The 18,292-nt window shown below is 74.0% G+C and carries 17 protein-coding genes and 1 riboswitch; of the genes, 10 read left to right on the forward strand and 7 right to left on the reverse strand.

Annotation, left to right across the window (positions count from 1 at the left end):
* Positions 1-6: 6 nt before the first annotated feature.
* The 3 genes from CRP29_RS14655 to CRP29_RS14665 all read right to left on the reverse strand — a co-directional run bounded on the left by CRP29_RS14655 (position 7) and on the right by CRP29_RS14665 (position 3,680).
* Positions 7-1,062, reverse strand: coding sequence for a DUF3048 domain-containing protein (locus CRP29_RS14655; protein ID WP_217991607.1), 1,056 nt, complete (start codon positions 1,060-1,062; stop codon positions 7-9).
* A 66-nt stretch (positions 1,063-1,128) separates the two neighbouring features.
* A complete protein-coding gene (locus CRP29_RS14660; RefSeq protein ID WP_097195801.1) occupies positions 1,129-3,318 on the reverse strand; it encodes a SpoIIE family protein phosphatase in 2,190 nt (729 codons plus the stop codon).
* Entirely contained in the window at positions 3,315-3,680 is a 366-nt protein-coding gene (locus CRP29_RS14665; RefSeq protein WP_176522980.1) for an STAS domain-containing protein, read from the reverse strand. Before CRP29_RS14665 ends, CRP29_RS14660 begins: the two co-directional genes overlap by 4 nt.
* 69 nt (positions 3,681-3,749) lie before the next feature.
* On the opposite strand from CRP29_RS14665, the gene CRP29_RS14670 reads away from it, so the two are divergent.
* Both CRP29_RS14670 and ilvA read left to right on the forward strand, forming a co-directional pair.
* Positions 3,750-4,175, forward strand: a complete 426-nt coding sequence (locus CRP29_RS14670) for an ATP-binding protein (protein WP_097195803.1) — start codon at positions 3,750-3,752, stop codon at positions 4,173-4,175.
* Positions 4,176-4,221: 46 nt separating this feature from the next.
* Positions 4,222-5,493, forward strand: coding sequence for a threonine ammonia-lyase IlvA (ilvA, locus tag CRP29_RS14675; protein WP_097196008.1), 1,272 nt, complete (start codon positions 4,222-4,224; stop codon positions 5,491-5,493).
* 93 nt (positions 5,494-5,586) lie between these two features.
* Here ilvA and CRP29_RS14680 read toward each other — a convergent pair whose 3' ends face one another.
* On the reverse strand, positions 5,587-6,540 hold the full coding sequence (locus tag CRP29_RS14680; RefSeq protein ID WP_097195804.1) for a D-2-hydroxyacid dehydrogenase family protein: 954 nt from the start codon (positions 6,538-6,540) through the stop codon (positions 5,587-5,589).
* Positions 6,541-6,641: 101 nt separating this feature from the next.
* Entirely contained in the window at positions 6,642-6,785 is a 144-nt protein-coding gene (locus CRP29_RS22800; RefSeq protein ID WP_176522981.1) for a hypothetical protein, read from the reverse strand.
* A 379-nt stretch (positions 6,786-7,164) separates the two neighbouring features.
* Positions 7,165-7,321, forward strand: a riboswitch (cyclic di-AMP (ydaO/yuaA leader).
* A 15-nt stretch (positions 7,322-7,336) separates the two neighbouring features.
* Between CRP29_RS22800 and CRP29_RS14685 the strand changes: the two genes are divergently transcribed.
* The 6 genes from CRP29_RS14685 (at position 7,337) to CRP29_RS14710 (ending at position 13,855) form a co-directional block, all read left to right on the forward strand.
* A complete protein-coding gene (locus tag CRP29_RS14685) occupies positions 7,337-7,867 on the forward strand; it encodes a C40 family peptidase (protein ID WP_097195805.1) in 531 nt (176 codons plus the stop codon).
* A gap of 217 nt (positions 7,868-8,084) precedes the next feature.
* Positions 8,085-8,426, forward strand: a complete 342-nt coding sequence (locus tag CRP29_RS14690; RefSeq protein WP_425427091.1) for a WhiB family transcriptional regulator — start codon at positions 8,085-8,087, stop codon at positions 8,424-8,426.
* A gap of 43 nt (positions 8,427-8,469) precedes the next feature.
* Complete coding sequence (locus CRP29_RS14695) at positions 8,470-8,991, forward strand: HAD domain-containing protein (RefSeq protein ID WP_097195807.1); 522 nt, start codon at positions 8,470-8,472, stop codon at positions 8,989-8,991.
* 147 nt (positions 8,992-9,138) lie between these two features.
* Positions 9,139-11,355, forward strand: coding sequence for a hypothetical protein (locus CRP29_RS14700; protein WP_097195808.1), 2,217 nt, complete (start codon positions 9,139-9,141; stop codon positions 11,353-11,355).
* Positions 11,356-11,358: 3 nt separating this feature from the next.
* Positions 11,359-12,420 (forward strand): ComEC/Rec2 family competence protein, encoded by a 1,062-nt coding sequence (locus CRP29_RS14705; RefSeq protein WP_097195809.1) that lies wholly within the window; start codon positions 11,359-11,361, stop codon positions 12,418-12,420.
* Between the two features lies 1 nt (position 12,421).
* Positions 12,422-13,855: a patatin-like phospholipase family protein gene (locus CRP29_RS14710; protein WP_097195810.1), complete on the forward strand. Its 1,434-nt coding sequence runs from the start codon at positions 12,422-12,424 to the stop codon at positions 13,853-13,855.
* Here CRP29_RS14710 and CRP29_RS14715 read toward each other — a convergent pair.
* Positions 13,836-15,518, reverse strand: coding sequence for a CocE/NonD family hydrolase (locus CRP29_RS14715; protein WP_097195811.1), 1,683 nt, complete (start codon positions 15,516-15,518; stop codon positions 13,836-13,838). The genes CRP29_RS14710 and CRP29_RS14715 overlap by 20 nt on opposite strands.
* Before the next feature lie 121 nt (positions 15,519-15,639).
* Here CRP29_RS14715 and CRP29_RS14720 point away from each other — a divergent pair, with 121 nt between their 5' ends.
* Positions 15,640-16,668 carry an NAD(P)-dependent alcohol dehydrogenase gene (locus tag CRP29_RS14720; RefSeq protein ID WP_097195812.1) on the forward strand — a complete coding sequence of 343 codons (1,029 nt, stop codon included), beginning with the start codon at positions 15,640-15,642 and terminating at the stop codon, positions 16,666-16,668.
* Between the two features lie 115 nt (positions 16,669-16,783).
* Positions 16,784-17,686: a hypothetical protein gene (locus tag CRP29_RS14725; RefSeq protein WP_097195813.1), complete on the forward strand. Its 903-nt coding sequence runs from the start codon at positions 16,784-16,786 to the stop codon at positions 17,684-17,686.
* Between the two features lie 4 nt (positions 17,687-17,690).
* Here the strand turns inward: CRP29_RS14725 and CRP29_RS14730 are convergent, their stop codons facing one another.
* Positions 17,691-18,257, reverse strand: a complete 567-nt coding sequence (locus CRP29_RS14730; protein ID WP_141437141.1) for a hypothetical protein — start codon at positions 18,255-18,257, stop codon at positions 17,691-17,693.
* Positions 18,258-18,292: the final 35 nt, after the last annotated feature.

Raw genomic sequence — 18,292 nt, forward strand, 5'->3', positions numbered from 1 at the left:
CGGGCCTCAGCCCAGCGTCACCGAGCCGCTGCCGTCGGGGACGAGCTCGACCCAGGTGTTGCCGGGCGCCAGCTGCACCGGCGCGCCACCCGGACCGGTGAGGACGACGGGCGCGGTCTCCGACGCCTTGGACCAGGTGGCGGCGATCGTGCTCCCGCCGCTGGCGACGAGCGCCTCTCCCCCACCGACCATCACCGTCTCCGGCACCGGGTTCCCGGCCGGGTCGCGGAAGGCGGTGTTCACCACCTGCACCCGCAGGACGACGACGTTCGCCGCCCGCAGCCGGGCGCCGTCGGCACCGGTCGCGGGGGTGTCGCCCTCGGCCCGCAGCCAGCCGCTGTCGGGCGCGCTCCACGTCCAGCTCGGGCGGCCACTGCCGGAGAGCTTGAGCTGCACCAGCGCCGCGGGCGCGCCCATCGCGACCGCTGTGGGCGGCTGGCCGGCCGGGGCGAACTGGAACTCGGGCGCCGGCGGCGCCAGGTGCCCCGCATCGGCCTGGGCCAGGAACGTCGCCGGGTCGGCGTACACGTTGTGCGGCGCGGACCGGGTGGCCAACCGGAAGAAGCCGTCGGCGCCGGCGTCCTGGCTGAGTACCTGCATCCCGGCGTCGCTGATCGCCCGCACGAAGTCCGGACCACCACCGGAGAACGCGAACAGGCCGTGCAGCGGGCCGGCGATGGCGGCGTCCATCGGGCGCACCGAGCGGATCGGTCCGATCTCCGGCGGCACGTTCGAGTGGAAGACGGCGACGAAGCGGGTGATGCCGCCTTCGACGACCTCCTCCCACACCACGTCGGCGCTGTTCAGCCCGGTCTGCGGGCGAGCGGCGACCGAGTTCTCGATCTTCACCGCGAGCGCCGGGCGCTGCGGCGGCGCCTCGAGCTCGATCCCGGTCAGCGGCCAGGGCACCAGCACCGGCGCGGGGGGCGTCTCGGGCGCGGGGCTGCTCGCCGTCTCGCTCTCGTCCGGACCACAGCCGGCGGTGAGCACCAGCGCGCCGATGAGGGTCAGCATCCCTGCGGTCCGGGCGAGGCGCCGGCGGGTGAACATCCGGGAGGGCATTGGCTCACGCTAAGACGCCACGATGGTCACGACGCGTGACGCCACTCCGGTTGGGACGGGTGAGGCTCAGGTCCGCGTCAGGGCCAGCACGGTGACGTCGTCGGTGCCGGGCGGCGCGAGCGCGCCCAGCAGGGACTCGAGAAGGGGTTCCGGGTCCGTCGGCCCGGCGACGACCGCCTCGCGGAGCGCGCCCAGCCCGCGTTCCAGCCCGCCGCGCCCCCGCTCGACCAGGCCGTCGCTGAACAGCACGAGCCGGTCGTCGCCGGCCAGGGTCAGCCGGGCCTCCGCGTAGGTGGGCGCGTCCAGCACGCCGAGCGCCGGGCCGCGCCCGCCCACGACGTACTCGGCGCCGCCGTCGTGCGCGTGCAGCACCGGCAGGTGCCCGGCACTGGCGACGACGACGTCGCCGGTCTGCGGATCGAGCTCGGCGACCACGACCGTCGCCATCTCGCCGGGCAGCAGCGCACCGGTGACCTCGTTGATCAGCGCCAGCGCGGCAGCAGGCCCGGCCGCGCGCAGCAGGTGCGCCCGCAGCGCGTGCCGCAGCTGGGCGGTGACCGACGCCGCGGCCAGCCCGTGCCCCGCGACGTCCCCGAGGACCACGGCCAGCTTCCCGCCCGGCAGCAGGATGAGGTCGTACCAGTCGCCGCCGACGACGTCCTCGGCGCTCGGCACGTACCGGGCGGCCATCGCGACGCCGGGCACCTTGGGCAGCTCCTCCAGCAGCAGGGTCCGCTGCAGCGCCCCGGCCAGCCGGTTGTCCTCCTCCGAACGGTTCAGCGAGGCGGCCGCCAGGTGCCCGGCCAGCGCACGCGCCGCCGCCACCTCGTGCTCCCGCCACGGACGCGAGGTGCCGCGGACGATCTCGCTCCAGGCCGAGAACGAGCGGCGCGGGCTCAACCGCGGCCCGTCGTCGGTCTGCGCGACCTTCGACTCGTACGGGTTGCCGCCCCAGGTCACCTCGCGCAGCGTCTCCGGCCGGAACCAGGCCAGGAAGTCCCCGCCGCCGACCGGGACGGCGAGCACGCCGCTGGCCGTGTCGAGGAGATCGGCGGCCCCCGGCACCAGGGCCGAGGCGGAGTCGGTGGCGCTCACGCCCGCGGCGAGCAGCGCGCCGACGACCTCGCCCACCCGGTCCGCGGGCGGCGTCGTCCCCAGCAGCCGGAGCTGCCCGCCCAGCCGCACTGCGGCACCGGCCGCGGGCAGCAGGTCCAGCGCAGTGACGCCCTGCTCGGTGAGCGCCGCTCCGAGCGCGCGGGGCGTCCGCCCGACGGCCGCGGCCAGCTCGGCGGCGCGCTCGGCGACCTCGACGACCCCGTCCAGCTCGCTCTCCGCGACGACGGTGTGCAGCAGGAGCGAGGCGGTTCGGCCGAGGAACTCCGCGGCGGTGCGGTCGGCGTAGGACGGGCGGTGCGGGCCCGCGTAGTGGTGGCAGGAGATGAGGCCCCACAGCCGGCCGCGGTCGATCAGCGACACCGACATCGAGGAGACGACGCCCATGTTGGCCAGGTACTCCAAGTGCACCGGCGAGACGCTGCGCAGCATGGCGCCCGAGAGGTCGAGCGGGCGGCCGGTCGACGGGTGCACGGCGGGCTCGAGCGGCACGCGCCCGTACGCGGCGTCGGGGATCAGCCGCATCCAGTTGGTCGTGTACAGCGCGCGGGCCTGGGCGGGGATGTCGCTCGCCGGGAAGCGCAGGTCGAGGAACGGCTCGAGGTCGTCGCGACGCGCCTCGGCGATCACCTCGCCGTTCCACTCGGCGTCGAAGCGGTAGACCATCACCCGGTCGAAGCCGGTGACCGTCCGGACGTCGCGGGCCAGGGTCGCGCTGAGCTGCTCGAGCGTGGTGGACGCCGCCAGCCGCTGCAGCACGCTGGGCAGCCGGCGGTGCCACGCAGCACCGGCCTGCTCGGCGCCGGCGACCGGCTCCCACTCGGTGAGCAGCAGACCGTCGGCGCGGTGCAGGACGAGGTCGATCTCCGCGCCGCCCACGGTCACCCGCAGGGGGTTCACCTCGGCGAGGTCGCCGGCCAGGCCGTCGCGGAGGCGGGCGAGGTCGGCGTCGTCCAGCAGGTCGGCCAGGTCGGTGGCGGCTCGCCCGAACAGCTCGGTCGCGTTGGCCGAGGCGACGACGACGTCGAGACCCGGTTCGGTGACGGCGAGCAGCACGCCGTGCGGCTGGATGGCCCCGGGGATCGCGATCGGCTCGTCGGCGCAGCGCGCGAGGGCCTCGTCGTCCACCGGTCCGGCGGTCACCGTCCCGCGTCGCGGTCGGCGACGGTGCTGCGGATCTCTCCGGCCGAGGCGACGAGCGGCACGTAGGCGCCGAGGTCGAGCAGGTCGATGGTCAGCCGCACGGGGCCGTTGGACCGGGGGGCCAGCACGTACAGGCGGACGCCGCCGGCGGCAGCCTTGCGGGTGATGCCGAGCAGGGTGCGGGCACCGGAGGAGTCGAGGAACGTGGTGTGCGTGAGGTCGACGACCAGCTCCGCGTCCGGCCCGGCGACGGCCTCGTCGGCGGCCGCTTCGAGCTGTGGCGTGGTCGACAGATCGAGCTCACCACGTACGGTGAGAGCCGCACGGCCCGCGACCGTCCGTCGCTCCACAACGAACTGCACTGCACCGCCCCTCTCACCTCGTCGTCCCGTCGAGAGTAGGACATCGGTGCCGAGGGGATCATTCCTGCCATGGACATCTCGTTCAGCGTCCGGCTGCCGCGCGATGCCCGGAGCCTGCCCCTGATGCGCGGGCTCCTACGGCAGGCGCTCGAGCACCTGGACGTCTCCACGCAGGCGATCGAGGAGATCGTCCTGGCGCTCACCGAGGCCTGCGCGAACGTCGTGCAGCACGCCGGCGAGCACGAGGAGTACCAGGTCGACGTCGCCATCACCGACGACGTCTGCCGGGTCAGCGTGCTCGACGACGGCCAGGGCTTCGACTTCGAGCGGGCGTCGGCACCCGAGGGCTCGCCGCTCGAGGCCGGGCGCGGGCTCGTGCTCATGAAGGCGCTGGTCGACGACCTCCAGTTCGTCCGCTCCGACGACGGCCGGCACCGCGTCGCGCTGGAGAAGCGGCTCCGCGCCGAGCCGAAGCTGCGCCTGCTCCAGTCCTGACGGGCCTCCCTGCGGGCACGCCGGCGGCGTGGACGACGATGACGGCGTGAGCGCTGCGGTCGACGACTCCCCCGATCGGTTCGCCGCACAGGTGGAGGACGCCGTCCGCCGGCTGGAGGGCGTGGCCGAGCGGACGCCGCTGCAGCGGAACGCGCGGCTGTCGGCGCTGACCGGCGCGGACGTGTGGCTCAAGCGCGAGGATCTGCAGCTCGGCCGCTCGTACAAGATCCGCGGCGCGTACACGATGATCTCGGCGCTGTCCGAGGCCGAGCGCGCGGCGGGCGTGGTCTGCGCCAGCGCCGGCAACCACGGGCAGGGCCTCGCCTACGCCTGCCGGGCGCTGCAGGTGCGCGGGCGCGTCTTCGTCCCCGGGACGACGCCGCGGCAGAAGCGCGAGCGGATCGCCGCGCTCGGCGGTGACATGGTCGAGCTGGTCATCGCCGGCGACTCCTACGACGAGGCTGCGGCCGCGGCGGCGCAGTTCGCGGCGACGTCCGGGGCGACGCTGGTGCCGGCGTTCGACTCACCCGCGACGGTGGCCGGGCAGGCGACCGTGGCGGTGGAGATCCTCGACCAGCTGCCCGAGCCGCCGGACCTCGTCGTCCTCCCGGTGGGTGGCGGCGGCCTGCTGGCCGGCGCCGGCACCTGGCTGCGCGCGCACTCCCCCACCACCCGGCTGGTCGGCGTGGAACCGGCCGGGGCGGCGAACATGGCCGCGGCGCTGGCCGCCGGCGGGCCGGTCGACCTGGCCGAGATGGACACCTTCGTCGACGGCGCCGCCGTGCGCCGGGCCGGTGCCGTGACCTATCCGATGGTGCGCGACTCGGGTGCGGAGCTGATCGCCGTCCCGGAGGGGCAGATCTGCACCGAGATGCTGGACCTGTACCAGGCCGACGGGATCATCGCCGAGCCCGCGGGGGCGCTGGCGTCGTCGGCGCTGAGCGGTGGGCTGGTGACGCTGGAGCCCGGGCAGACCGTGGTCTGCGTGCTCTCCGGCGGCAACAACGACGTCAGCCGGTACGCCGAGGTGATCGAGCGGTCGCTGGTGCACCGGGGGCTCAAGCACTACTTCCTCGTCGAGTTCCCGCAGGAGCCCGGAGCGCTGCGCCGCTTCCTCGACGAGGTGCTCGGCCCGGACGACGACATCGTGCGGTTCGAGTACGTCAAGCGCGACAACCGCGAGACCGGTGCGGCGCTGACCGGTATCGGGCTCGGCCGGGTCGAGGGCCTGCCGGAGCTGCTGGAGCGCGTCGAGCGCAGCCCGCTGCGCATCGAGCACCTCACGCCGGGATCGACGGCGTACCGCTTCCTCGTCTAGCGCCCGTCGAGCCGACCCTCCCCACGACAGATTGGTCTGCGGACAGTCGGGCTCTGCCCACCCCACGTGGGCAGAGCCCGACTGTCCGCGGACCTACTTCTCCAGCACCCGCACCGGCTCGCCGGCCACCCACGCGGCGACGTCCTCGACGGCCTCGCCGTAGAACACCTCGTAGGTGCCGCGGGTGACGTAGCCCAGGTGTGGGGTGAGCACGGTGCGGGGCGCGGTGCGCAGCGGGTGGTCGCGGGGCAGCGGCTCGGTCTCGAACACGTCCAGCCCGGCGCCGGCGATCCGGCCGGCGTGCAGGGCCTCGAGCAGCGCCTGCTGGTCGACGATCGGCCCGCGGCTGGTGTTCACCAGGACGGCGGTCGGCTTCATCCGGGCGAGGTCGTCGGCGCCGATCAGCCCGCGGGTGCGACGCGACAGCAACAGGTGCAACGTGACGACGTCGGCGGTGGCGAAGAGCTCGTCGCGCTCCACCCTGCGGACGCCGACCTCCGCGGCCCGCTCGTCGGTGAGGTTCTGGCTCCAGGCGACGACGTCCATGCCGAACGCCTGACCGACCCGCGCGACCCGGCTGCCGAGCCGGCCCAGGCCGACGACGCCGAGCCGGGCGCCGTCGAGGTCGCCGCCGAGGGTCTGCTGCCAGCCGCCGGCGCGGACCGAGGCGTCCTCGCGCGGGATCTGCCTGAGCGTGGCGAGGATCAGCCCCCAGGTGAGCTCGGCGGTTGCCGCCGCACTCGCCCCCGTGCCGCAGACGGTGATGCCGAGCTCGGTCGCGGCGGCGACGTCGATGGCCCGGTTGCGCATGCCGGTGGTGACCAGCAGCCGCAGGTTGGGGAGCCGCGCGAGCAGGTCGCGCTGGAACTCGGTGCGCTCGCGCATGGCGACCACGACGTCGAACGGCTCGAGCCGCGCGGCGAGGGCGTCGACGTCGGAGACGGCGTCGTGGAACTCCACGACGCGGACCGGGCCGGGCACGCGGGACCAGTCGCAGAAGTCGGCGGCGGCGGACTGGTAGTCGTCGAGGACGGCGATGCGGTGCACGCCCCCGGTCTACTACACCGCGCGCGTCAGAGGTCGGGCGCGGACGCCGACGGCCCCCGACCGCGGGATGCGATCGGGGGCCGTCGAGGCGTGCGCGGAGATCAGCGGCGCTTGGTCCCACCGTTCTTGTTCTGGAAGTCGGCGACCATCTTCTTGAGCTTCGCCTGGTTCTGCGGCTTGCGCGCTTCCTGGATCACCCGTGCGGCGACCCCGGACGCGATGAGCTTCCGGATCATTCCGGCCATGTTCGCCTCCTCAGCTGTGGACTGACTCGCACCGTGCCCCGGAAGGACGTCCGCCAACCGCAGGACGGCCGCCCGTCGACCGGACGAGGTGCGGTAGGCGCTGCGGAGCCGGGTCACCGGGTGGCGACGGGTGACGCCGCGCCGTCGGAGGGGAAGTAAACGGTCGATCACGTTCCGCTAAGTGTCTCCACGCGCAGGGGCGAACTGCGCCACGGACTGGCGAGGTCGGGCCGCGAGTCGCGTTCCGAGCACCCGGGCGTGGCGACCCCTCGCGGCGGCCGCCACCGGGGTGCGGCGCCCTTTTGTGGCCTCCGATCGACCGACCTAGCGTCGTCGCGGTCCGGCCGAGGCCCTGTCGCCACCGCCTCCGGTGGCACCCGGCCGGACACCGCCGAACCGGCGCCGTCATGTCGGCGCCGGACCGGGGACCCAACCGCAGTTCTGGGGTGAAGCGCGACCGGCCCTGCCGGTACCCGCCGGGCGATCTCCCCGCCCGAACCCGTCAGCTAACTCGGTAGGCGGTTGATGGAGAACAGGAGAACGCGTCGTCCATGACGACTTCCCGCACGTCCACGTTCAGTCGCCGTTCCTTCCGGGCGGCGTCGCTCGCGCTCCTCACCGGAGCCGGCATCGCGCTCACTCCGCTGACCGCTTCCACCGCCTCCGCCGCGCCGGCGGTCCTCACCACCGCTCCGATCTCGAGTGTCAGCTGGAACGCTCCGAGCGGGAGCTGGAACGCACACGTCGCCGTACGCGCGGCGCTCGCCCAGCAGGGCAAGCCCTACGTCTACGGCGGCACGGGCCCCGGCGGCTACGACTGCTCGGGCCTCACCTACTCCGCCTACCAGGCGGCCGGCGTGCAGCTGCCGCGCACCTCGCGGGCGCAGTCCACCGCGGGCGTCGACATCCCCTGGTACGCGATGCAGCCGGGTGACCTGATCTTCTTCTACGACCCGGTCGGGCACGTGGGCATGGCCATCGGCAACGGGATGATGGTGCACTCCTCGACCTACGGCCAGCCGGTCTCGGTCGTGCGGGTCGACTCGGTGCCCGGGTACCACAGCACCCGTCGCGTCGCCTGAGTCCGCGCGCCACGACGTCGACACCGGGCCGTCGCCGGCCCGGTGTCGACTCGGCGACATGGCGACGCCTCGACAAGTCCACACAATGCGACAACCGGACGGACCCGTTTCGGGATGAATGCGCCGGAGCCGCGCGAGGTCACGCGCGGATAACGTGACGGAGAGACGTCGGCCCGTACCGGTCCGTCACCTGCAGCCACTTCCCCTGGAGCTTCCCGTGTCCTCGTCCTACCGCCCGTTCCTCTCCCTGGTCACCGATGCCCCCGCCGAGACGACCGACGACCTGTCGTGGAGCACCCCGTGGACGGCACCCCCGGCCGCGGACGACGAGTCGTGGCGACTGTCGGCGCTGTGCGGCGAGACCGACCCGGAGGCGTTCTTCCCGGAGAAGGGCGGCTCCACCCGGGATGCCAAGCGCGTCTGCACCGGCTGCGACGTGCGGGCGGAGTGCCTCGAGTTCGCCCTGAGCAACGACGAGCGCTTCGGCATCTGGGGCGGGCTGTCCGAGCGCGAGCGCCGTCGCCTGCGCCTCGCTCGCCGGGACGCCATCACCGCCTGACCCGGTCGCGATCGAACCGGGCAGCCCGGGTAGGACGACCTGCGTGACGCCTCCCCCGCCGGTCCTGCTGCTCGACGTCGACGGCGTGCTCAACGCCGTCCGGAACGACCTCCCCGAGGGCTGGCAGCGCGGCCGCTTCAACGGCTACGTGCTCTCCTGGGATCCCTCCGTGGTGGCGCGGCTGCGCGCGATGCACGAGTCCGACCGGGTGGAACTGCAATGGCTGACCACCTGGACCCAGCTGGCCGACCGGCTGCTGGCCGAGCCACTGGGACTCCCCCGCGGGCTGCGCACGCACGGCCGTGACGTGCTGCCGACCGGCTTCGGCGGCTCGCTGGGCGGCGTCGCGGGCTGGTGGAAGCTCACCGCGGCCCGGTCCGTCGCCGAGGCCGAACCGGACCGGCGCATCGTCTGGATCGACGACGACCTCGCCGACCAGGCCCAGGACACCAGCGAGTGGATCGCCGCCCACGGCCAGGTGCTGGTCGTCGCGCCGGACTACTCCACCGGGCTCACCCACGCCGAGCTCGACCGGATCGAGAGCTGGCTCGCCGACGCCGGCTGACCTCTTACGCGACCGCGTTGCCGGCCGCGACGAAGACCCTGTCCAGCCGGCCGGCGCGGTGCCACGCTCTCCTTCGCACGGAGGGCCGCAGGGGGAACCGTGGACGCCGGAACTGCACCGAACCGAACCGAGAGCCCGTGCAGCCGCGTGCTGGTGCTGGCCGCGCCCACCTCCGCCGAGGGCCGCGAGCAGGCGCGGGCCTTCTGCGCCTTCCTCGGGCTCCACGGCGTCGAGGCCTGGCTCGAACTCGTGACGGCCGGCGGAGCGGGCGAGCTCCAGGCCCTGCTCGACGACGACACCGTCCACTGGGTGCTCGTGGTGGCGTCCCCTGGCTTCGCGGAGCTGAGCGCCCGGATCCACACCGATCGGCACACGATCGTGCCGGTGGTCCTCCCCGGCGGTCGCGCCGAGGAACTGCCCGCATGGGCGGATCCGGAGTCCGGTCGGGTCGTCCCCGTGACGGAGTTCAGCGCCGAGGGGGCCGAGCCGCTGCTCCGGATCGTCCTCCCGCTGATGGCGCCCCCGCCGCCGCCCTCGGCGCCGGTCCTCGCGGACCTGGACCTGGACCTGGACCTGCACCGGTACCGGCACCGTGACCTGGACCTTGGCCATCCGTTCGACGACCGCCGATTCAAGGCGGCCGCAGGGATCACCGGTGCCCCACCCGAGCGCCCCCGCCCGCGCCGCCCACGACGCCCGCGCCGGCCTCGCGCCCCGGAGTCGCCGTCCACCCGCGAACCGCGCCGGCTGCACGCCACCGTCACCGACGCCGCCGGCCGCCCCCGGTGGCACGCCTTCGCCCCCGGTCAGCGGAACACGGTCGCGCTGAGCATCGCCCCCGGCACGACCGGCATCGTCACCGCCAGCGTGCTGCGCGAGGAGTCGATCACCTTCGATCCGGCCGTCGGCGCCGAGCTCACCGTCGTCGTCGTCCTCGAGCAGCCGGACAGCACCGTCTCCCTGCACCGCACGCTGTTCCTCCCACCGCAGGGGGCGAGCACCGAGGTGCAGGTGCCGGTCGAGGTGCCCGCCGACGCGGTGGAGGTGTGCGGCGCCGTCCTGGTGCTGCAGCGGGCGACGGTCCTGCTGTCGGCCCAGCTGCGCGGCCCGGTCGGCGACGACGACGAGGCCCGGGACGGCGTCGGCATCCGGCTGGAGACGGACGCCGAGATCACCCCGGACGTCGCACCGCCCGCTCGGGAGGTCGACGCCTCGCTGTCGTTCCACGTCGGAGGCCGGGGCGACGCGCTGCTCGTCGAGCCGGACCGCGCCGGCCGACTGCTGCACCTCCCGGAGCTGGACCGCTTCCGCGACGGGCTCATCACGACGCTCGGGGCCGCGGTGGACGCCGACTACGTCCACGGCAACCAGCCGGGCAGCGAGCAGCAGGTCGAGCTGCTGCGCGATCTGGCCCGCCAGGGACACACCCTCTACCAGGTGCTGGAGCCCCAGCTGGAGGGCGCGACGATCGGCCCGCGCATCCAGCTGCTCTCCCCCGAGGACCAGGTGGTGCCGCTGGAGTTCGTCTACGACTTCGGCCTTCCCCGGCCCACCGCCCGGCTCTGCCGCCACTGGCTCGACGCGCTGGCCACCGGGCGGTGCCGCTGCCGCCCGCGGTCCGGCCCGGTCAACACGGTGTGCCCGCTCGGCTTCTGGGGGCTCCGCTTCGTCATCGAGCGCCAGGTGGCGAGCACCACCGCGGTCGCCCTCGGCGGCGACCCGTCACCCGGGCAGATGAGCCCGACACGCCAGACGCTGCCGCCGCTGGACCGGATCCTGTTCGCCGCCAGCGACAAGGTGGACAAGTTCAACCCCGGCGAGCGCCGGCGCACCGTCGAGCTGCTGCAGGAGTGCCTCGGCGAGGGGGCGGTCGAGGTGCAGTCCTGGCGGGCCTGGCACCGGGCCGTGCGGGAGCACCGGCCGAGCGTGCTGCTGTCGCTGCCGCACACCGAGCAGGTCCACGGCCTCGTCGCGCTGCAGATCGGCCGCGCCAGCATCCGGGAGGTCGAGTCCATGACCGACGACTACGTCGTCGGCCCCGGAGGTGGCGCCGGCCCCGTGGTGATGCTGCTGGGCTGCAACACGGCGGTGACCGACATCCCGTGGCAGTCGGCGGTGGCCGCCTTCCGCCGGCGCGGGGCCAGCGTCGTGATCGGCACCCTCGTGCAGATCCTCGGCCGCCAGGCCGCCCCGCTGGCCCGGCACGTCGCCCAGCTGATGTGGGGATCCGGGCACGAGACGCCCGAGACCATCGGCGAGCTGGTGCAGCTCCTCCGCCGGGGTGCGGTGGCCGGTGGCGCGACCCTGGGCATGTCGCTGGTCGCCTTCGGCGAGACCGGCTGGCGCCTGCCCGAGGCGGGCTGACCGGTGCTGCGCCTGGAGATGCTGCCCGCCGCGCACGGCGACGCGCTGCTGGTCACCTGGGGCACCGACGGCGACCCGCACCGGATGCTCGTCGACGCCGGACCGCTGGGCACCTACCGGACCGTCCACGACCGCATCGCCGCGCTCGGCGATCCGCCGGAGCTGGACCTCCTCGTCGTCACCCACGTCGACGGCGACCACATCGAGGGCGTGATCCGGCTGCTGCAGGACCGCGCCGCCCTGGGTCTGCGCATCGGCGAGGTGTGGTTCAACGGCTGGCCGCAGCTCCCGCAGCGCGACCTGCTGGGCGCCGACTACGGCGAGATGGTGGGCGCGCTGCTGCACCGGGACGGCATCCCGTGGAACACCAGCTTCGACGGCGGCCCGGTGCAGGTGCCGGCAGCGCCGGCGCCCCTCCCCCGCGTCGAGCTGCCCGGCGGGGCATCGGTCACCGTGCTCGGCCCCGGCGAGCCGGAGCTGCTCAGGCTCCGGTCGACGTGGACGAAGGTGCTGACCGACGCCGGTGTCACGCCCGGCCGCGCCGACGAGGCACTGGAGCGACTGGACAGACGCACGGACCTGGACGGCGTGGACGTCCTCGGCGGGCGCGCGAAGCCCGACAACAGCGTGGCCAACCTGAGCAGCATCTCCCTGCTGGTCGAGCACGACGGCCGGTCGCTGCTGCTGACCGGCGACAGCCACAGCGCGCCGCTGGTCTCCGGGATCACCCGCCTGCTCGCCGAGCGCGGGCAGGCCCGCCTCCCGGTCGGTGCGTTCAAGCTGCCACACCACGGCAGCCGCGGGAACCTCACCGACGAGCTGCTGGCCCTGGTCGAGACCGAGCGCTACCTCGTCTCCACCAACGGCGCCCGGTACGAGCACCCGGACCGGCCCGCGCTGCTGCAGGTGCTCGATCACCCGCAACGCCCACGGTCGCTCGAACTGGTCTTCAACTACGCCGCCCCGACGACGGCGCGCTGGCTGAAGCGCTCGACAGCCCAGCGGTACGGCTACACCCCGGTCCCGCCCGCACCGGACGGCACGGGCGCGCTCGTGGAGGTCTGACATGCCCCGATCGATCGGCGTCGCCCTGTCCGGCGGCGGGCACCGGGCCAGCGCCTGGGGGCTCGGCACGCTGCTCTACCTGGCCGACGTGGGCGCCAACCGCGACGTGGCGGCGATCTCCTCGGTCTCCGGCGGCTCGATCACGAACGGCGTCCTCGCCCACGAGCTCGACTACCGGACGGCAGACGCCGCCGCGGTCGACGCCGCGACCGTGCCGCTCGTGCGGCACGTCGCCGACACCGGGCTGTTCTTCTGGGGCCCGAGCACGAACCGGTACGTGCTGAGCGTGGTCGGCGGGCTCCTCGCCGGCGTCGTCGCGCTCGTCACCGGCGTCGTCATCGTGTGCCGTGACGGCCTGACCTGGGCGGCCGGTGTTCCCCTGCTCGCGGCCGCGGCCCTGCTGGCGCTCACCGCCTGGTGGGCCGAGCGGCGGTCCGACGTCGTCGACTCGGCGCTGGCCGGGGCGCACTACTCGACCGGCGGCCGGCCGACCCGCCTCGCCGACGTCGGGCGCAGCCTGGACCACGTCTTCTGCGCCACCGAGCTCCAGTCCGGGGGGCACTTCTACTTCTCGCCGGGGTTCGTCTACTCCTACGAGTTCGGCGTCGGCGAGCCGGCCGGCCTGCGCCTGTCGACGGCTGTCCAGGCCTCGGCCTGCCTGCCCGGCGCCTTCTCCCCGCGGCGGTTGCCGAGCGCTCCGCACCGGTTCGATCCGACGACGGCGCGGGACGTGCGCGGGCTCCCCCGCGACCCGGCCCGGGATCTGCTGCTCACCGACGGCGGCGTCTACGACAACATGGCCGACCAGTGGCCGGTCGGCCTGGCCGACCGGGTGGCCCGGCTGCCCGGGCTGCCGGTGCAGGCGCGCTCGGTCGAGGACGTCGTCGTGGTGAACAGCAGCGCGCCGAGCGGCGAGCGGATGCCCCGGTCCCGGGTGCTGCTCGTCGGCGAGCTGACGACGCTGCTCCGGGTGAAGAGCGTGATGTACCAGGTCGGGACCGAGCGCCGGCGGCATGCGAACGTGCGCGCCTGGGACGCCGCCGCGCGCACCGGCGCTGGCCAGCGGGGAGCGCTGGTGCAGATCTCGCAGTCCCCGTTCACCGTGGCCGACGCGTTCCGCGACTCGGCGGAGTGGCCGGAGCGCGCGGCGCGGGCGCGGGCCGTGCTCGACCTGCTCGGCGACACCGCGGAGAACCGCGCCGCCTGGACGGCCCGCGCCGAGGCGAGCAGCGGCGTCCCCACCGTGCTGCGCGCGCTGGGCCGCGCGACGACGCTGGACCTGCTCGAGCACTCCTACGTGCTGGCGATGTGCAACCTGCACGTGCTGCTCGGCCTCCCGCTGACGGAGCTGCCGGGCCGCGACCGGTTCGCCCGGCTGCTCGGCGACACCGGCGTCCAGCGGAGGGCCGAGCGGGTCAGACCGTCGGCAGCGTGAGCGACGACGGCGTCGCCCCGCCGGCGCAGATCCGGTGCATGACCGGGACGCCGTGCGTGGCCTGGCCGAGCGGCTCCCCGGTGCCCAGGTTGCGGGCGTACCGCGGGTGCGCGCCGCCGGAGACCTGGAGGCGGATGCGGTGCCCGGCGCGGAAGCGGTGCGCGGTGTCGGGCAGCGTCGTCTCGACCGTCCGCTGCCCGGCGACCGGCTCCTCCCCCGGCGCCGGGTCGAGCCGCACGAGCCGGTCGGTGACGTTGATCGACGTCCCGTTCGGCTGGACGTCGCAGAGCCGGACGAAGAGGTCCGCGTAGGGGTTGTCCGACTCGACGACGAGCCGCACGCGCACCCCGCCCTGCACCTCGACCGGATTCCGCAGCGCGGGCGTGGTGAAGGTGCGGACGTCGTCGCGGGCCTCCAGCTCGCGGTTGTCCCGCTGCCCCGCGCTGCCGGCGAGCACCCGCCCACCGACCGACGGGGTGGGGTCCATCGGGTCGTAGGTGAACGTCGTGGCCTCGGTCGGGGCGGGCGGGTCGTCGTCCAGCCGCCCGTCCGGGGCCAGGAAGAAGGTGCGCTCGATGGCGGCCGGTGGCCAGTCGGGCATCGTCCGCCAGGTGCGGGCGCCGGTGACGTGCACGCGCACCCGGTCCGGCCGCTCCGGTGCCGGCGGGGCGCCGTCCACGGGCAGGTGGGTGTTCAGCCAGGCGAGGCTCTCCGGCACCGTCACCGCCGGATCGATGCCCAGGTGCGCCCAGGGGCCGACGGTCAGCGCGACGTCCACGCCGCGGTCGCGCAGGGCGGCGTACTGGTACAGCGTCTGCTCGACGAACCAGTCCTGCCAGCCGCCGATGAGCAGCGTGGGGACGGTCGAGGAGTGCACGGCCGGGGTGGCGCGGTACCGGTCCCAGTACGGGTCCGCCAGGTCGGGGTGGTCCAGCCACTCGTCGAACCAGGGCGCGGGCGTCCCGCCGAAGCGCTCGGCCAGGCCCTGCAACGGGAGCTGCCCGAGGTGCGGGGCCAGCCGCCGCTCCGCCGTCGTCAGCCGGACGATGCCGCGCAGGAAGCCGACCTGCTCCTGGTGGGCGATGAGGTCGGTCCAGATCGCGACGTTGGTGAGCTGGAAGGCGCCGTCGATCAGCCCGGCCTGGGCGAGGTCGTGCGGGCCGATGTGCAGCACCATCGCCTGGAGCTCGGGCGGCGGGTCGAGCGCCAGCGCCCACTGCGTGTACCCCAGGTAGCTGGGCCCGAGGGTGCCGAGCCGGCCGTCGAACCAGGGCTGGTCGCGCAGCCAGGCGACGGTGTCCTGCCCGTCGTGCTCCTCGTTGACGACCGGGATGAACTCACCACCCGAGCCGAACGTCCCGCGCACGCTCTGCAGCACGACGGCGTAGCCGCGCTCGGCGTACGGCACGGCCATGGTGAGGGCGAATCCGGCGCGGCGGCCGTACGGGGAGCGCAGCAGCACCGTCGGGTGCGGGCCGGTGCTGGTCGGCAGGTAGACGTCGGCCCGCAGCGTGGTGCCGTCGCGCATGGGGATGTCGACGTCGCGCATGACCTGCACCGGTGCGAGCGGCGCCGGCAGCTTCCACCGGCGGCCCAGCGCGGCGGCGGCGAGGCGGGCCGGCCGCGGGAGCGGCTGCGGCTGGGTGGGATCGGGCCGGGGCACGAAGCCTCCTGGTCAAGGCGGCGGGGAGGGCGACATCGGACCCTAGCCGCGGGTTCCGACGGTCTGCCCGCCGGCGTCGGGCCCTAGGGTCGGGAGCCAGTCGACCTCCCGAGGAGCCCCCATGCGCGCAGTGCAGTACCGGACCGTCGGCAGCGAGCCCGAGGTCGTCGAGATCCCGACCCCGGAGCCGGGCCCGGGCCAGGTGCGGCTGAAGGTCACCGCCGCGGGCCTGTGCCACTCCGACTCCTTCGTGATGAGCCTGCCCGAGGGCGCCTACGAGCTGCCGATGACGCTCGGGCACGAGGGCGCCGGCGTCGTCGACGCGCTGGGCTCGGGGGTGACCGGCGTGGTGCCGGGCGAGTCGGTGGCCGTCTACGGCGCCTGGGGCTGCGGGGTCTGCCACGCGTGCGCCCGGGGCGCGGAGAACTACTGCGCGCGGGCCGCCGAGCTGGGCATCAAGCCGCCGGGGCTGGGTGCGCCCGGTGCGCTGGCCGAGTACCTGATCGTCGACGACGTCCGGCATCTGGTGCCGCTCGGCGACCTCGACCCGGTGGGTGCCGTCTCGCTCACCGACGCCGGGCTGACGCCGTACCACGCGATCGTCTCCAGCCTGGGTGCGCTGCCGGCCGGGAGCACCGCCGTGGTGATCGGCGCCGGTGGGCTCGGACACATCGGCATCCAGATCCTGCGGGCGATCAGCGGCGCGACCGTGATCGCGCTGGACGTCAGCGAGGAGAAGCTCAAGCTGGCCCGTGAGGTCGGCGCGCACCGTGCGCTGCACTCCGACGACTCGGCCGTCGCGGCCATCCGGCAGCTGACCGGCGGGGTCGGGGCGCAGGCCGTCTTCGACTTCGTCGGGAACGCGTCGACGCTGGAGATCGCCCGTGCGTCGGTCGCCATGGACGGCGTCATCCAGATCGTCGGCATCGGCGGCGCGGTGCTGCCCACCGGGTTCTTCTCGACGCCGATGGGTGCGACGGTGCGCGCTCCGTACTGGGGCACCCGCTCGGAGCTCATCGACGTGCTCGGACTCGCCCGCAGCGGTGCGATCCACGTCGAGACCGAGCGCTTCACCCTCGACGAGGCGCCGGAGGCCTACCGCCGGCTGCACGAGGGCACGCTGCGCGGCCGCGCCGTCGTCGTGCCCTGAGCGCGGTTCGCGCGTCCGCCGCGGTTCTGTCGGTGCCGCTCCCTACCCTGGCTGGCAGCACGACGGCGGCACGCACCCGTGGCCGCCCAGCCGGCGCGAAGAGGTTGCCCGTTCCATGAGTCCCGCCCCGCTGGACCTGCTCGGCGAGGTCGAGGCGCGTCCGCTGGGCAACACCCGGGTCACGGGCAAGGAGCAGTTCTACACGCCGCCGCAGATCGCCCGGGACGTCGTCGCCACCGTGCTGCGGCACGTGCCGGACGCGACGTCGCGGCCGTGGCTGGAGCCGGCCGGGGGCACCGGCGCCTTCATCGACGCGGCGGAGATGGCGGGCGTGGAGAACGTCGTCAGCTTCGACATCGAGCCGCACCACCCGCAGGTGGTGCTCGGTGATTTCCTCGCCCAGCGGCTCGACCTGACCGGCGCGGTCGCGGTGAGCAACCCGCCGTTCGGGCGGAACAACGCGCTGTCGATCCCCTTCTTCAACCGGTGCGCCGAGTACAGCGACCACATCGCGTTCATCGTGCCGCGGTCCTGGCGGAAGTGGAGCGTGCTGAACCGGCTGGACCGGCGCTTCTCCCTGGTCAGCGACACCGACCTGTCGATCAACTACGTCGACGTCAAGGGCGAGGACGCGTACGCGAAGAACAACCTGCGCACCTGCGTCCAGCTCTGGCGGCGGGCGGAGACGCTGCGCCCGCTGATCAAGGTCGAGGACCGGGGCGTCGTCCGGAAGTGCACGCCGGCCGAGGCCGACGTCGCCCTGACGATCTTCGGCTACGGCTGCGGCACGGTGAAGACCGACTTCCCCCGGCGGAAGATCACCACGCAGATGTACCTGCAGCTCCAGCACGAGGACGCGCTGGAGGCCCTGCTCCGGGTCGACTTCAGCCGGTTCTCGACCAACGTCGCCTACACCGAAGCGCTGTCGATCCAGGAGATCAACTACCTGCTCAACGAGTTCATCTTCGGCGACCCCTGCCTGGTCTCCCCCGGCGCCGTTCCCGGCGGACTGTTCTGAGAGCTCAGATCCGGACCGTGTCGGTGAGCAGCGCGAGCAGGGAGCGGCGGGAGATCTGCCGGGGGTCGGTGCGGGACAGGGTGTCCAGCACGGTCTGCGTCGGGATGATGAAGTAGCGGAACGGGATCTCGGGCACGAATCCCCCGGTGTTCGTGTAGACGTAGAAGGCGTTCTTGTCGTAGCCCGAGCGCATGCAGATCTCGAGCGCCTCGTCGTAGGCGTCCTCGCGGAGCAGCTGTTTGATCCGGGGTCCGTGGTTGTTCGGCCCGAACGTGCTCGACGCGCTCGTGTGGAACAGATCCCACGTGGGCCGGGACCACAGCTCGGGATCCCGGTAGGACTTGACCTCGTACCCCCGCCCCGCCTCGTCGACCAGGTCGGAGTCCCCGCCCTCGCTGAACTCACCGAGACCGGAGAGGTTGGCGACGAGGTGCTGGAACAGGATGTAGCTGGCCCGGCCGTTGCTCAGGGTGGCGGTCACATCGAGGCTGGGCCCCGTGGCCAGGTTCAGCGTCAGGGAGCGGATGTCCAGCTCGTAGAGCGTGAACGGGTCGCGGAATGAGTTCGCCACGGCGACGAACACTAGGCAGTTCCCTGTTCGCCACC

It is taken from the genome of Blastococcus aggregatus (assembly GCF_900221005.1).
GTDB classification, from domain to species: Bacteria; Actinomycetota; Actinomycetes; order Mycobacteriales; family Geodermatophilaceae; genus Blastococcus; species Blastococcus aggregatus.

What these genes read in the sequence shown, in the direction of transcription:
- CRP29_RS22800 (WP_176522981.1), bottom strand. Translation starts at nt 6,785, where the DNA reads ATGGCCGGAATGATCCGGAAGCTCATCGCGTCCGGGGTCGCCGCACGG.
- CRP29_RS14725 (WP_097195813.1), top strand. Translation starts at nt 16,784, where the DNA reads ATGAGTCCCGCCCCGCTGGACCTGCTCGGCGAGGTCGAGGCGCGTCCG.
- CRP29_RS14685 (WP_097195805.1), top strand. Translation starts at nt 7,337, where the DNA reads ATGACGACTTCCCGCACGTCCACGTTCAGTCGCCGTTCCTTCCGGGCG.
- CRP29_RS14670 (WP_097195803.1), top strand. Translation starts at nt 3,750, where the DNA reads ATGGACATCTCGTTCAGCGTCCGGCTGCCGCGCGATGCCCGGAGCCTG.
- CRP29_RS14720 (WP_097195812.1), top strand. Translation starts at nt 15,640, where the DNA reads ATGCGCGCAGTGCAGTACCGGACCGTCGGCAGCGAGCCCGAGGTCGTC.
- CRP29_RS14710 (WP_097195810.1), top strand. Translation starts at nt 12,422, where the DNA reads ATGCCCCGATCGATCGGCGTCGCCCTGTCCGGCGGCGGGCACCGGGCC.
- CRP29_RS14655 (WP_217991607.1), bottom strand. Translation starts at nt 1,062, where the DNA reads ATGCCCTCCCGGATGTTCACCCGCCGGCGCCTCGCCCGGACCGCAGGG.